The sequence below is a fragment of the Bradyrhizobium sp. AUGA SZCCT0176 genome, assembly GCF_018130145.1.
Classification (GTDB): domain Bacteria; phylum Pseudomonadota; class Alphaproteobacteria; order Rhizobiales; family Xanthobacteraceae; genus Bradyrhizobium.
The window spans coordinates 907,246-921,679 of record NZ_JAFCMB010000001.1 but is presented as its reverse complement, the minus strand read 5'-3'; the positions used below and the strand labels follow the sequence as shown (position 1 = coordinate 921,679).

Here is a 14,434-nt window from a genome sequence, read left to right as displayed (position 1 = left end):
GCCCAACTATACAAGGTTGGATCATAAGAACTTCTTTGGGGCACAACAGAATTAGATGGCCGCACCTTCCGGAGACAAACTCGGAGACGCCACTGGGAAAGCAGGGGATCCCCCTGTTGCGGGGCGATCGGTGGTCATGAGCGGCAACCGGCTCGACAGCCGCGAGCTGTTTGCAACCGAACGCGAGATCATCATTGCACACGGCGAAGAGAATTACCGCTTGCGGCTGACGTCGCAAAACAAGCTGATCCTGACCAAGTGATCCCTGATGGCAATCTGTCGCACACTCGCTCTGCTCGCCACCACTTGCGCCTTCGCCATTGGCGGCGCCGCGCTTGCGGCGGGCATCACGGTGCATGACGCGCGCAACCTCGACGTCACGATCTCGGATCCGGCGCGGATCGTTTCGATCGGCGGCGCCATCACCGAGATCCTCTACGCGCTGGGCTTCGAGGACCGGCTGGCCGGTGTCGATGCGACCAGCCTCTATCCGACGTCGGCGCTGCGCGACAAACCCAATGTCGGCTATATGCGCCAGCTCTCGGCCGAGGGCGTGCTCGGGCTCAACCCTTCGCTCGTGCTCGCCGTGCAGGGATCTGGGCCGAAGGAAACCATGGACGTGCTGGAGGCGGCGAAGGTGCCGCTGGTGCTGGTGCCCGAAACCTTTTCCGAACAGGGCCTGCTCGACAAGATCAAGCTGGTCGGCCACGCCATGGGCGCCGACGCGCGGGCGGAATGCCTGACCGCGGCGGTATCCGGCGACCTGGCGCAGCTGCGTGCGCTGCGCGCCAAAGTGACAAAACCCGTGCGCGTGATGTTCGTGATGTCGCTGCTCAACGGCCGCGCCATGGCGGCGGGCCAGAAGACCGCGGCCAATGAAATCATCGCGCTGGCCGGCGGCGTCAATGCGATCGACAGCTATGAGGGCTACAAGATCATCAATGACGAGGCGATCGTCGCGGCCAGGCCCGACGTCGTGCTCTCGATCCAGCGCAGCAAGGATTCGCTGGAAGCCGAAGCGGTCTACGTCCATCCGGCCTTCGCGATGACGCCCGTGGTGACGAACAAGGCCTTCATCTCGATGGAAGGCCTCTATCTGCTCGGCTTCGGCCCGCGCACCGCCGCCGCTGCGCGCGATCTCTCGGTCAAGCTTTATCCGGCGCTGGCGCCGCAGGCTGCGAGCTTCACGCCGGCCGCGCTGACGGCAAATTGCCGGCAATGACCGCGGCGGCACCGGCCGAGGCGGACGGCGCGAAACAGCGTCGCAGCGGCACCACGCTGCGGCCCGCCGCCACGCTGACGCTGGTTGGGTTGCTGCTGGCGCTGGCCGGTGCCGCGCTGATCGCGCTCACGATGGGTGCTGCGGGAATTCCGCTGTCACGGCTTCCGGCGGCCCTCGGCCTGTGGAGCGATGCGTCGCCGCATCCGCTGGCGGCGCGCGATCAGCTCGTGCTGTGGTCGATCCGGATTCCGCGGATCGCGGCGGCGGCGATGGTTGGCGGCCTGCTCGCCGCGTCCGGCGCCATCATGCAGGGGCTGTTTCGAAATCCGCTGGCCGATCCTGCCCTCGTCGGCGTCTCCAGCGGCGGCGCCTTTGCGGCGGCCTGCGCGATCGTGTTCACCGACAGCCATCTCGGCGAAAGCCTGCGCTTCATGCAGAACCAGTTGCTGCCGCTCGCGGCCTTCTTCGGCTCGCTGGCGACCACCATCGTGCTCTACGGCATCGCCAGCCGTTCGGGCCGGACCTCGATTGCGATCTTCCTGCTGGCGGGGCTGGCGATCGCCGCCATCGCCAATGCCGGCATCGGGCTTCTGGTGTTCATCGCCGACGATCGCCAGTTGCGCGACATCACCTTCTGGCTGCTGGGATCGCTGAGCGGCGCGACCTGGCCCAAGGTCGCCACGCTGGCGCCGGTACTTCTGTTCGCCCTGATCGCCTGCCTGTGGATTGGCCGCGGGCTCGACGTGCTGGTGCTCGGCGAGGCCGAAGCGTTTCACAGCGGCGTCGACGTCGAGCGGCTGAAGCGGATTTCGATCGTGCTGGTGTCGGCGATGACCGGCGTCGCGGTGTCGATCTGCGGCGTCGTCGGATTTGTCGGCATCGTGGTGCCGCATCTGTTGCGGCTGGTGATCGGCCCGGCGCACCGGCTGCTGCTGCCGGCCTCGGTATTATCAGGTGCGATCCTGCTGGTCGGCGCCGATACGCTGGCTCGCACCATCGTTGCGCCTGCGGAAATGCCGATCGGCATCCTGACCGCGGCGGTCGGCGCGCCGTTCTTCCTCGCCATGCTGCTGCGCCAGCGCGGGCTGGTCGGGCTATGAACCCGATCCTCGAAGCGCGCTCGGTCTCGCTGCGGATCGGCGACGCGACCCTGGTCGACGCCATCGACCTTCGCGTCGCTGCCGGCGAGATGGTCGCGATCGTCGGGCCCAACGGCGCGGGTAAATCAACGCTGTTGCGGATGCTGTCCGGCGACCTCCGCCCGACCCGCGGCCATGTCAAACTCAAGGGGCGCGACATTGACGCCTACAGACCGCGCCAATTGGCTCAGCATCGCGCCATGCTGTCGCAGCATGTCACCGTCACCTTCCCGTTCACGGTCGAAGAGATCGTCGCCATGGGGGCCGGCGACAACAGCCGCGCCGCCGCGCAAAGGCTGGTCGGGACGGCGCTGCACGAGGTCGGGCTGGAGCGCTTCAGCCACCGGCAATTGCCGACTTTGTCCGGCGGCGAACAACAGCGCGCGCATTTTGCCCGCGTGCTGGTGCAACTCGCCTGCGGCGAGGCGCAGCACGGGCCGGGATTGCTGCTCCTGGATGAGCCGACCTCGAGCCTCGACATGCGCCACCAGATCGACCTGGTGGAAACCGCCAAGCTGCGCGCGCGGGGCGGCACCGCCGTGATCGCGGTGCTGCACGACCTCAACCTGGCGATGCGTTTCGCCGACCGGATCGTGCTCTTGCACCGCGGCAGGCTGGCGATCGACGGCGGCCGCACCGACGCCATCACGGCCGAAACCATCCGCCGCATCTTCGAGGTGGATGTCACGGTCGAATATACCGACCATGGCGTACCGTTCCTGCTGCCGCAAACCATGCGACCGGTCGCGACCCGGTAGCCGCCCAAGGATCCTCGTGCGCGCGGGCGGCGTAAGGCCGCACGATTATCCAACGGCATCACCGGCGTTTCACAAAACTGTCAGATGGCTGTTGCAAGGTCCTCCGAGAACACGGCATCGCTTCTCACAGGAGATCTTACCATGCGCATGTCACTGCTCTGTTCCGTCGCCTCTGTCTTTCTGGCTACAGGTGCCGCGTTTGCGCAAGGCGAAGGCGAGTTTCCCGCCACGCTGAAGGGCCACGCCGTCCTCCCCGCGCAATCCTTTGTCGAGGCCCCCGCCGACGCGCCTGATGATCTCAAGACATCAGGCAAATACACCACCGGTCGCCGCGTGGATGCCGTCGGCAGCGTGATGGGAAAATCCTATGAGCGCCCGACCGGCGTCTCGCTGCCCTTCAAGGGCCAGCCGCTGCAGGGCCATTCCGGCATCAAGGTGATGGCAGATGGTTCGTTCTGGGTGCTCACCGACAACGGCATGGGCTCGCGCTATAACTCCGCCGACTCGATGCTGTATCTCAATCGACACAAGATCGACTGGACGACCGGCAAGATCGACCGCCAGGAAACCGTCTTCCTGCATGACCCCGAAAAGAAGGTGCCGTTCCGCATCGTCCACGAAGCCACCGCCAAGCGCTACCTCACCGGCGCCGACTTCGACACCGAAGGTTTCCAGATCATCGGCGACACCTTCTGGATCGGCGATGAATTCGGTCCCTACATCCTGAAAGCCGACAAGACCGGGAAAGTGCTCGCCGTGTTCGACACCACCGCCGACGGCAAGCCGGTGCGGTCGCCCGATCACTGGTCGGTGCAGTCGCCGGGCGCGCCCGGAGCCAGCTACACCACTGTCAACCTGCGCCGCTCCAAGGGCTATGAAGGCTTTGGCGGATCGAAGGACGGCAAGTTCCTCTACGGCCTGCTGGAAGGCCCGCTATGGGATGCCGAGAAAAAGGATGTTGAAAAGGTCGACGGCAAGGAAGCCGCGCGAATCCTCGAATTCGACGTCGCGGCGGAAAAATTCACCGGGCGCTACTGGCACTATGTGTTCGAGGCCAACGGCCACGCGATCGGCGATTTCAACATGATCGATGCCTCCTCCGGCCTGATCATCGAGCGCGACAATGGCGAAGGCACCGCGGACAAGGCCTGCCCGCAAGGCACCCGCGGTGAAAACTGCTTCCCGGACCTGGCCAAATTCAAGCGCGTCTACAAGGTCGAGCTTAACGACGCCAACGCCGGCAAGCCGGTGCGCAAGATCGCCTATATCGACCTGATGAAAATCCGCGATCCCGACAAGAAGGCAAGGAAGCCGCTCAATGACGGCGTGCTAACGTTCCCGTTTTTCACCATCGAGAACGTCGACCGCGTCGACGACACGCACATCATCGTCGGCAACGACAACAACCTGCCGTTCTCCTCGAGCCGCGATCCCAACAAGGCCGACGACAACGAGTTCGTGCTGCTGGAAGTGGGTGAATTTTTGAAGGCGAAGTGAGCCGTGACTCCTCCCTCTCCCCGTCCTTCACGGGGTCGAGACGAGCGAAGCTCGCTCTTAGAGGGTCGGGGTGAGGGGCTCTCTCGACACAGTTAGTGTTAAAGGTTGGACCTGTACCCCCTCACCCGGATCACATCTGCGATGTGATCCGACCTCTCCCCGCAAGCGGGGCGAGGTAAGAAGCGGCCCTACTCCTTCCTTGTCCGATAATCCCCAAACGTCGCGTCGCGCTGGTCGAGCTGTGATTTCACGCTTCCACCGTCGCGGCGGAACGTCGACATGTAGTTCCGGGAAGCCTCCGTCGTGAACGCCAGCGCCTGGATTTCGGTGCCGGCGCGCATCGCGGCGCGGGCGCCCATGATCTCCATCGCGCGGTGCACCGAGCGCTTGTTGAGCTGCTGCAATTCGATCGGCACTTTGGCGGCGCGCTCGGCGAAATCCAGCGCGCGCGCATCGAGCTCTTCGAGCGGAAACGACCGCGTCGCAAACCCCCATTCGGCGGCCTCGCGGCCGGACATCGCGTCGCCGGTCAACATCAGCTCCATGGCGCGGCGCATGCCGACCAGCCACGGGTGATACTGCATGTCGGGCGGGCTCATCAGCCGCACCGGCGGATAGCCGATTTGTGCATCGTCGGCGACGTAGACGATATCGCAGGCGGTCGCCAGCTCCGTGCCGCCGGCGAGACAATAGCCGTGCACCTGCGCGACCACCGGTTTTGCAAGATCCCAAATCCCGAACCAGCCCTCGACGACGTGCCGCGACCATTGGCCGGGGCCGGCGGCCGAGTGATAGGGCTGGTCGACGCGGTTATCCGCCGACAGATCATACCCTGCGGAAAAACAGGGACCAGCGCCGCGAACAATCGAGATCGAAATGTCAGGATCGCCGTCGGCCTGCTCCAGCACCTCGAACACTTCCGCCCGCAGGCGGTTGTTCAGCGCGTTGCGCTTTTCGGGGCGATTGAGCGTGACGCGGCGGACCCGCGGCCGGGGATCATCGACGAGAATGTGTTGGTAAGGCATCGGCGGCTTCTCCCTGTTCGCGGACCCCAATTCATTCAGGGGTGACGGGCTGAGCCCGTCGACCCTGAATGAACTGTGTTGGGCGGTCCTTCGGCTTGATGCCGGTATCAGAGAGGAAGTCAGCAGGGACAGCAAGGCCGCGGGATGCAGACCAGCACCCCGCGACCTCGCTTCATTTCAAGCCGCTCAGCCGGCCGGGGTCATCACGATGCCCTTGTCCTTGGGCCAGCGCACGCGCCAGGCAAAGCCGATGTCGCGGACTTCGCCGGCCTTGGCCTCGAACGCCCATTCCAGCACACCACGCTTGTCGCGCAGATTGGTCGTGGTCGGCGGCGTCGAGGACGACAGCATCTCGACCTGGATGTCCTCGGCTTCGCTGACCGGCAGTTGATCCTCGATCGCGATTCTGATCGGGAAGTCGTGGCCGTTACGGACCGTGGTCTTGAACGAGCGCTCATCGGTCTTCGACGTCGTCACGATCAGGCCGGCCGAACCCTCGTTGCGCTTGACGGTCGTGCGCTCGATCTTGATCTTGTCGTCGGCGCCGAAGCCGAGCCGCACGGTTTCGTCCTTGCCGGCGGCGGTCATCTGGCCGCGGCCGACGAACACGCCGTCGCGATAGATCGAGACACGGCCGGGCAGCAAGGGCGCGTCCTCGGTCTGCTTGAAACTGGCTTCCAGGAACGCGGTCGGGTCCAGCACCGGCACCGCGCGAACCGCAAGATCGGGCGCGATGATCGCAGAGGAGACGCGCAGGCTTTTTGCTCCCTCGCTGGCGCCGAGGCTGACACGGCCGGGAATCCTGAACACCACCTGGAAGCCGCTGACTTCGGCTGCGGCCTGCTGCTCGTCGGCGCGTTCGGACATTGACTCTGGCGCCCGTTGCGCCGGGGCGGCTCGCACCAATGGCTTGCTGGCATCCATGCCACCGCTGATGGATGCGGCTGCCCGCGGCGGCGGCGGATATTGCACGATCAGCGAATTCAGGTCCGGCGCCTTGCCGCCGCGCGCGGTCCGCACGGTGGAGACGGCGAGCGCGACATTCGACCAGTCCTCGCCGGTGTTCTGGGTGATTTCGGCGCGGCGCACCAGTTCGAGCGCGGGCTTGCGGTCCTTGGCGCCGGTATCGAGACGGGCATCATAGAGCGGCGTCCAGCGCGCGTTGCGCACCGCATAGGTCACCCGCAGCGTGGCCTTGGTTGCGGCCCCGGCGGCGAGTTCGATCCGGACCTCGAGCTTGCTCGGCGGCTTCTGCGCCCGGTCGGCTTCCAGCCGCGCGATTTCGCGGTCGAGCTCGCGCTGCTTGCGTTCGGCATCGCGGATCGCGCTGTCGGCGGTGGCGACTTCCTCGGCCACGGCAGCAAAGGCCGCGCGCCATTCGGCAATCGGGCGCGCCTCGCCCTTGTCGCCGATCCCGGCCGGCGAGGCTTCGGCAAAGCGCTCGGCGAACTTGCGCCGCGCCGCGGCTGAATTGATCGCGCCCTGCAGATCGGCGCGCTGGTCCTTCAACGCCTCGATACGCTTGTCGAGTTCGGGCAGATTGACCGGCGGCGCCGCGCGCGGCGGCTTGGCGTCGATGGCGCCAATGGTGAGTTTTGCCCCCGCCTCGCCCTCGACCCGCAGCGAGGACGGATCCAGCGTCAGCGGAAAATCCTTCAGCACGGCCGAGTGGTCGCCGGCCGGAAGATCGAGGGTGATGACCCGGGTGATGCTGGCGCCGTCGGGATAGACGGTGACGGCGTCGACGGCCGAACTGGCTGATACATCGGCCGCCCGCACTGGAGCTGCGGCCAACGCCGCAACCACGACGAGGCTGGCCGTCACAAGCCTAGAGCCTTTTCCGCTCCGATTGAATCGGAACGGGGATCTAGATTCTTGCTTTGATGCGTTTTCTTGACACGAACCGGCGTCCACTTCGCTGGAAAACGCTCTACTGGCTAAAAATCGCATTGGTTTCCCTCTCCGAAAGGCCGCCTGCTGAACGGCGACGCAAAAAAATCCCACCACCCCTGGTGATGAGACGTTGCGACGGAGGAACTGGTTCGATTGGGGTTTCGGTGAGGCAGCGCCGCGGCGGGATCGCGGCCGATATGGCTGACGATCGCCGCGAACGGCCGGTTCAGGGCCGGCAGCGATCGTCCACAGCTGAAATCGGTGGCGGTGTCAGGCCGCCCGCACCGAGTTCAGGAATTTGCCGACTTCGAGCTTCAGGCGGTTGCTGTCGCCCGACAGCGATTGCGCCGCCGAGTGCACCTGCTCCGAGGCCGCCCCCGTCTCGCTGGCGCCCTGCCGGACGTCGGTGATGTGGGCGCTGACCTGGCTCGTTCCCAGTGCCGCCTGCTGCACGTTGCGCGAAATTTCCTGCGTCGCCGCGCCCTGCTCTTCCACGGCGGAAGCGATCGTCGACGAAATCTCCGACAGCCGCTCGATCGTGCCGCTGATGTCCTTGATGGCGTTTACCGAATCCTCGGTCGCAGACTGGATGCCCGCGATCTGCCGGCCAATGTCGCCGGTCGCCTTCGCCGTCTGTTCGGCCAACGCCTTGACCTCCGATGCCACCACGGCAAAACCACGCCCCGCTTCGCCCGCGCGCGCCGCCTCGATCGTCGCGTTGAGCGCCAGCAAATTGGTCTGTCCCGCGATGGTGTTGATCAGTTCGACGACGTCGCCGATACGCGCGGCGGCCTTGGACAATTCGCCGACGCGATCATTGGTCTGGTGCGCCTGGCCGACGGCCTCATTGGCGATGCGCGCCGATTCCTGCACCTGACGGCTGATCTCGTTGACCGAGGAGGTCAGCTCCTCGGTGGCGGAAGCCACCGACTGCACATTGGCGGAGGCTTCTTCAGAAGCGGCTTCGACCATGGTGGTCAATTCCTGCGAACGGGTGGCGGTCGATGTCAACACGCCGGCCGAAGCTTCCAGCTCGGTCGATGCGGACGACACCGTCTCGACGATCTCGCCGACCGCGCCTTCGAACGCATCCGCCATTCTGATCATGTCGGCCTTGCGCTCCTGGGCGGCGATCCGGTCCTGCCTGATCTTGGCATCCGCCTCGTCGCGTGCCTTCTGCTCGGCGTTGACCTTGAAGGTTTCCACGGCTTGCGCGATTTCCCCGATCTCGTCGGCGCGGCCAAGACCCGGCAGCACGATCGCGAAATTACCCTTGGCAAGCTCAATCATGGCCGCCCTCATCGCCGACAGCGGTTTTGAAACCGACCGGCCGATGAACAATCCCGCCCCCATCACCACAACTGCGATCAGAAGGATGGCGATTTCGATCGTCCTCTGAATGCTGTCACGTTGCGCAACGTTCAAGCGGTCGGCCTCGGTCCTGATACCGTTGACCGATGCCGACACCGCATCGATGACGGGTTCGACCGCGGCGAACGATTCAGACATCGCCTTCAGCTCTTCGGCCAGTTTCAAGGCCTGCTCCATCCAGGCCTGGAAATCGCGCTGATAGTCGGCGAGCTTCTGCTTGAGCTCGACCTTCGCGGCTTCCGGAATATTAGCAGCGTCCAGTCCAGCGACGAACTCCGCATTCCGCTTTTTCATCTCGTCGCCATATTTGCGGTCACGCCGCAGCATGAAATCCTTCTCGTGCCGGCGCATCGTCAGCATGGTGATCAGCAGCGCAGATTCTTTCAGCTGCTCGACCTGCGATTCGATACCATGCACCGACGCGCGCAGCCGCCCTTCAAGGCCGGATTTTTCGTCGAGGCCAAGCTGGCGCTTCTGCTCGACGACCGCGGTGAAATGAGTCTGGTATTTTTTCAGAGAGGCGCTCATGGCCTCGATCTGGCGGGCCAATTCGGGCTTGCCGACGGCGACGATCTTGCCGTGCAGCGTATCGATATCGGCAGCAACGGCTTTGGCAATCTCGATCTGGCCGTCCGCCTTCTTCGCGTCATTGCGCAGCAGGAAATCCTTTTCGGCGCGGCGGCCTTCCAGCAATTCGACTTCGATCTTGCTGTTCAACTCCGCGATGGTGCGCGCGTTGTCGGCGGCATCGCGGTATACCGCCATGGCCTTTTCGCCATACATATGGATGCCGCCGATCAGGACGACACCGATAACGCCGATAACCCCGATCGCCGTGATCTTGTGCGCGAGACGTAGAGAAAAAGGCCGCATGCTGATCCCCTGATGAGGCCGGCTTCGAGAATCAGGAAGCCTGCTCACGCAGTTGTAGCGCCGGCTAATGCAACTTTTGTAAATATCGGAGCAGGTAAAATTACGTACTGCAATGTCTGGTAGCGGGCATATGAGGTGGCTAAGAGACCGCCACCTCAAACATATGCACGCTACTGTGCAAAGACGTCGTCAGAAAACCAACGCCTTGGCCTGCTTCACCTGCGGCAGTGCCTGCACCTTGGCGAGCACGTCGGCCGGGATTTCACCGTCGATTTCCACCAGCGCGATGGCGTCGCCGCCCTGCTTGACGCGGCCGAGATGGAAGGTCGCGATGTTGATCTTGGCGTCGCCGAGCAAACCGGCAAAGCTGCCGATGAAGCCGGGCTTGTCCTCGTTGGTGACGTAGATCATCGACTTGCCGAACTCGGCATCGACGCGGATGCCCTTGATATCGACCAGCCGCGGCTTGCCGTCGTGATAGACGGTACCCGACACCGAACGCTCCTGGCGTTCGGTGACGACGGTGACGGTGATCAGGCTTTCGTAATCGCTCTGCGCCGCGCGCACGATCTCGTCGACCACCATGCCGCGCTCCTTGGCGACAACCGGCGCCGAGACCACGTTGACGTCGCCCAGCATCGGCCGCAGCAGGCCGGACAGCACCGCCGAGGTGATCGCCTTGATCTTCATTTCGGCGACATGGCCCTCATAGGTGATCTGCACCTTGAGGATGCCGCTCTCGGTGAGCTGGCCCGCGAACGAGCCGAGCTTCTCGGCCAGTTCAATGAACGGCTTCAGCTTCGGCGCCTCTTCGGCGGTGATCGAGGGGAAATTGACGGCGTTGGAGATCGCGCCGGTCAACAGGTAATCCGACATCTGCTCGGCGACCTGCAGTGCGACGTTCTCCTGGGCTTCGGTGGTGGAGGCGCCGAGATGCGGCGTGCAGATCACGTTGGGATGGCCGAACAGCACGTTCGAGGTAGCGGGTTCCTCGATGAAAACGTCGAAGGCGGCGCCCGCGACATGCTTGGAATTCAGGGCATCGACCAGCGCCTGCTCGTCGACCAGGCCGCCGCGGGCGCAGTTGATGATGCGTACGCCCTTCTTCATCTTGGCGATGGCTCCCGCGTCGATGATGTTTTTTGTCTTCTCGGTCAGCGGCGTATGCAGCGTGATGAAATCGGCGCGCTTCAAGAGATCGTCGAGCTCGACCTTTTCGACGCCGATGTCCTTGGCGCGCTCCGGCGACAGGAACGGATCGAAGGCGATCACCTTCATGCGCAGGCCGAGCCCGCGGTCGGCGACGATCGCGCCGATATTGCCGCAGCCGACCACGCCGAGCGTCTTGGCCGTGATCTCGACACCCATGAAGCGGTTCTTCTCCCACTTGCCGGCCTGCGTCGAGGCATCGGCCTGCGGAATCTCGCGTGCCAGCGCCAGCATCAGGGTAATCGCGTGTTCGGCGGTCGTGATCGAATTGCCGAACGGCGTGTTCATCACGATGATGCCCTTGGCGGTCGCGGCGGGAATCTCGACATTGTCGACGCCGATGCCGGCGCGGCCGATAACCTTCAGCTTCTTGGCCTTCTCGATGATCTTGGCGGTCGCCTTGGTCGCGGAGCGGATCGCAAGCCCATCATAATTGCCGATGATCTCGGCGAGCTTGTCCTTGTCCTTGCCGAGATTGGGCTGGAAGTCGACATCGATGCCGCGGTCCTTGAAGATCTGAACGGCGGCGGGCGACAGCGCGTCGGAGATGAGGACTTTGGGTTTGGACATTGGTGTGATCCCTATGGGCGATGTACTGATGTCGTCACCCGCGGGCTAAAGCACGAAGCGCGTCTTCGCGCTTGAGATCCGCGGGTCCATCTTCTTTTTCGATGGATGGCCGGGTCAAGCCCGGCCATGACGATGTGAGACGACGCTAGCTTAAGCAGCCTTCGGCAACGCGGCCTTGGTCTCGGCGAACGCCCAGTCGATCCACTGCGTCAGCAGCGCGACGTCGGACGCTTCCACGGTGGCGCCGCACCAGATCCGCAGGCCCGCCGGCGCATCGCGGTAGTAGGCGAAGTCGTAGCCGGCGCCTTCCTTCTCCACCAGCGCGACCAGCTTCTTGGAGAAGTCGGCCTGCGCGTCCGCCGTCAGCGAGGTGATCGCGGGATCGACGAACTTCAGGCACACCGAAGTGTTGGAGCGGATCGCCGGATCCTTGGCCAGGAAGTCGATCCACGGCGTCCTGGCCTTCCAGTCGGCCAGCGCCTTGGTGTTGGCATCAGCGCGCGCGATCAGGGCCTTGAGGCCACCGATCGATTTCGCCCAGTTCAGCGCATCGAGATAATCCTCGACGCACAGCATCGACGGCGTGTTGATGGTCTCGCCTTCGAAGATGCCTTCATTGAGCTTGCCGCCCTTGGTCAGGCGGAAGATTTTTGGCAGCGGCCACGCCGGCTTGTAGGTCTCCAGCCGCTCCACCGCACGCGGCGAGAGGATCAGCATGCCGTGCGCGGCCTCGCCGCCCAGCGCCTTCTGCCAGGAGAACGTCACCACATCGAGCTTTGCGAAATCGAGCGGCTGCGCGAAAGCGGCGGACGTTGCGTCGCAGATGGTGAGGCCTTCGCGGTCGGCCTTGATCCAGTCGGCATTGGGCACGCGCACGCCGGAAGTGGTGCCGTTCCAGGTGAAGACGATGTCGGAGGCGGGATCGGCCTTGGAAAGATCGGGGATTTCACCATAGCCGGCGTGCAGCTTGGTGACGTCCTTGAGCTTCAGTTCCTTGACGATATCGCTGACCCAGCCTTCGCCGAAGGATTCCCAGGCGATGGTGGTGACGGGGCGCGCGCCGAGTAACGACCACAGCGCCATTTCGACCGCGCCGGTATCGGACGCCGGCACGATGCCGATCTTGTAACCGGCCGGCACTTCAAGCACTTCGCGCGTCAATTCGATCGCGAGCTTGAGCTTGGCCTTGCCGACCTTCGCGCGATGCGAACGGCCGAGCGCTGCGTCCTTGAGATTTGCGGGGTTCCAGCCGGGGCGCTTGGCACAGGGGCCGGAGGAGAAATGCGGCACATTTGGCCGCGAAGCGGGCTTCGCTACGGTCATATTCTATCCTTCCAGATAGCAAGCCTCCCGTTGGGGGGAGGTGTCCCGCGGCGGTGATTAGGGGAATCGTGCCCGATCGTCAAGGAACTTCGGGCGCTTCCGATATGTCCCTGACATCACAGGTGATTGAAACATCGACAGCTGTGGACGAGACCGGCTGCTGCTCCAGCAGTCCAGCCGCATCGTTGATCAGCCTGGCGGCCATTCGCCGGCTCGAAGTTTTCAGAACGCTTTTTTCGCCGGCCTGCACGACATATTCATTGCCGATCCGCACGATCGAATAATCCTTCATCGAAAATCCCCCAGAGTTGCCCACGGCCCCATGGGAGACGCTGACATAGCGGAGACGTTCCTCTCCGTAAAATCACGGAGGTCGAGGTAGTTTATCGCCTGTTAACGGGATCGCAGAGTCAGAACGACCATCGGCAATTGCCTGCGTCGTGACGCAGCTGCACAAGAATAAAGCATCAGAATCTCAAGGTCATGCCGAGATGGCTGCGCGCGAATCCAAGCCGTTCATAAAACCGTTGCGCATCCACGCGCGTATGATGCGTCAGCAGTTCCACCAGCTTGCAGCCCTTGGCGCGCGCTTCTGAAACCGCCCATTGCACCAACTGCTCGCCAATGCCCCGGCTGCGGCAATGGCTGGCGACGCGGACATCCTCGAGCAAACCGCGCGAGGCGCCCTGCGAACTCAGGCCGGGCAGGATGCACAGCTGCAGGCAGCCGACGACAGCGCCCTTGCCATCCTCGGCGACCACGATCTGGATATTCCGGTCGCCCGCGACGCGTTCGAACGCGTCGAAATAGGCTTGCGGCAGCGGATCTTCGAGCCGCTCGCGCGGGCCACCGAGCGGATCGTCCGCCAGCATGGCGACGATGACGGCGATGTCGTCACGGCGCGCGCGACGGATGGTGACTTGCGAAACGGTGGCCATGGGGTTTTCCGGTGAATTCAGCGCGCCGGCGGCAGGCCGAGCGATTTTTCGGTCTCGCCGATCCAGCGGCGCACGGCGGCATAGCCGTCGAGATGGAAGCCGCCTTCATGCGCCAGCCTTGTATAGGCCAGCAGCGAAACGTCGGCGAGCGAGACGGCGTCGCCGACCAGGAACGGCGTGATGGCGAGCTGGTGCTCCATCCGCGCCAGCGCCGCATAGCCGCGCTTGACCTTGTCGGGGTCGAGATCGGAGGCAGATTTCCCGAGATAGAACATCTGGAAACGGCAGACCGCGATATAGGGCTCGTGGCTGTATTGTTCCCAGAACAGCCATTCGTCCATCTTCGCGGCGGCGAACGCATCCGCTGGAATGAGGTCGCTGCCGCGGGCGAGATAGCGGATGATGGCGTTGGACTGCGCCAGCGTGCGGCCGTCGTCGAATTCGACGGCCGGCACCTGGCCGGCATAGTTGAGCTTGAGGAACTCGGTCGTGCGGGTTTGGCTCTTGAGCGTATCGATCGCAACCCAGCTATAGGGCAGCGCGAGTTTGTCGCACACCCACTTCACCTTCAGGCAGTTGCCGGAATTGGTATCGCCGTAGATTTTCATGCGCGGTC

At 64.0% G+C, this 14,434-nt stretch carries 13 protein-coding genes; 5 read left to right on the top strand and 8 right to left on the bottom strand.

The window, feature by feature from the left end:
• Positions 1-55: 55 nt before the first annotated feature.
• From JQ600_RS36680 to JQ600_RS04260, 5 genes are all read left to right on the top strand, one after another.
• Positions 56-262 carry a hemin uptake protein HemP gene (locus JQ600_RS36680; RefSeq protein ID WP_249133696.1) on the top strand — a complete coding sequence of 69 codons (207 nt, stop codon included), beginning with the start codon at positions 56-58 and terminating at the stop codon, positions 260-262.
• 6 nt (positions 263-268) lie between these two features.
• Positions 269-1,222 (top strand): hemin ABC transporter substrate-binding protein, encoded by a 954-nt coding sequence (locus tag JQ600_RS04275; RefSeq protein ID WP_212390442.1) that lies wholly within the window; start codon positions 269-271, stop codon positions 1,220-1,222.
• A complete protein-coding gene (locus JQ600_RS04270) occupies positions 1,219-2,322 on the top strand; it encodes an iron ABC transporter permease (protein ID WP_212390443.1) in 1,104 nt (367 codons plus the stop codon). Before JQ600_RS04275 ends, JQ600_RS04270 begins: the two co-directional genes overlap by 4 nt.
• Positions 2,319-3,119: a heme ABC transporter ATP-binding protein gene (locus JQ600_RS04265; RefSeq protein WP_212390444.1), complete on the top strand. Its 801-nt coding sequence runs from the start codon at positions 2,319-2,321 to the stop codon at positions 3,117-3,119. Before JQ600_RS04270 ends, JQ600_RS04265 begins: the two co-directional genes overlap by 4 nt.
• A 141-nt stretch (positions 3,120-3,260) precedes the next feature.
• A complete protein-coding gene (locus tag JQ600_RS04260; RefSeq protein WP_212269224.1) occupies positions 3,261-4,616 on the top strand; it encodes an esterase-like activity of phytase family protein in 1,356 nt (451 codons plus the stop codon).
• Positions 4,617-4,804: 188 nt separating this feature from the next.
• On the opposite strand, the gene JQ600_RS04255 is transcribed toward JQ600_RS04260, so the two are convergent.
• From JQ600_RS04255 to JQ600_RS04220, 8 genes are all read right to left on the bottom strand, one after another.
• A complete protein-coding gene (locus tag JQ600_RS04255) occupies positions 4,805-5,641 on the bottom strand; it encodes an enoyl-CoA hydratase-related protein (RefSeq protein WP_212489699.1) in 837 nt (278 codons plus the stop codon).
• Positions 5,642-5,827: 186 nt separating this feature from the next.
• Positions 5,828-7,465 carry a mucoidy inhibitor MuiA family protein gene (locus JQ600_RS04250; RefSeq protein ID WP_312011068.1) on the bottom strand — a complete coding sequence of 546 codons (1,638 nt, stop codon included), beginning with the start codon at positions 7,463-7,465 and terminating at the stop codon, positions 5,828-5,830.
• 339 nt (positions 7,466-7,804) lie between these two features.
• A complete protein-coding gene (locus JQ600_RS04245) occupies positions 7,805-9,778 on the bottom strand; it encodes a methyl-accepting chemotaxis protein (protein WP_212489698.1) in 1,974 nt (657 codons plus the stop codon).
• 189 nt (positions 9,779-9,967) lie between these two features.
• Positions 9,968-11,557 (bottom strand): phosphoglycerate dehydrogenase, encoded by a 1,590-nt coding sequence (gene serA / locus JQ600_RS04240; RefSeq protein WP_212269227.1) that lies wholly within the window; start codon positions 11,555-11,557, stop codon positions 9,968-9,970.
• 150 nt (positions 11,558-11,707) lie between these two features.
• Positions 11,708-12,880, bottom strand: coding sequence for a phosphoserine transaminase (locus JQ600_RS04235; protein ID WP_212207237.1), 1,173 nt, complete (start codon positions 12,878-12,880; stop codon positions 11,708-11,710).
• Between the two features lie 79 nt (positions 12,881-12,959).
• Complete coding sequence (locus JQ600_RS04230; RefSeq protein WP_212390448.1) at positions 12,960-13,172, bottom strand: hypothetical protein; 213 nt, start codon at positions 13,170-13,172, stop codon at positions 12,960-12,962.
• 175 nt (positions 13,173-13,347) lie between these two features.
• A complete protein-coding gene (locus JQ600_RS04225) occupies positions 13,348-13,818 on the bottom strand; it encodes a GNAT family N-acetyltransferase (protein WP_212390449.1) in 471 nt (156 codons plus the stop codon).
• Between the two features lie 17 nt (positions 13,819-13,835).
• Positions 13,836-14,426: a glutathione S-transferase family protein gene (locus tag JQ600_RS04220; protein ID WP_212269230.1), complete on the bottom strand. Its 591-nt coding sequence runs from the start codon at positions 14,424-14,426 to the stop codon at positions 13,836-13,838.
• Positions 14,427-14,434 lie beyond the last annotated feature (8 nt).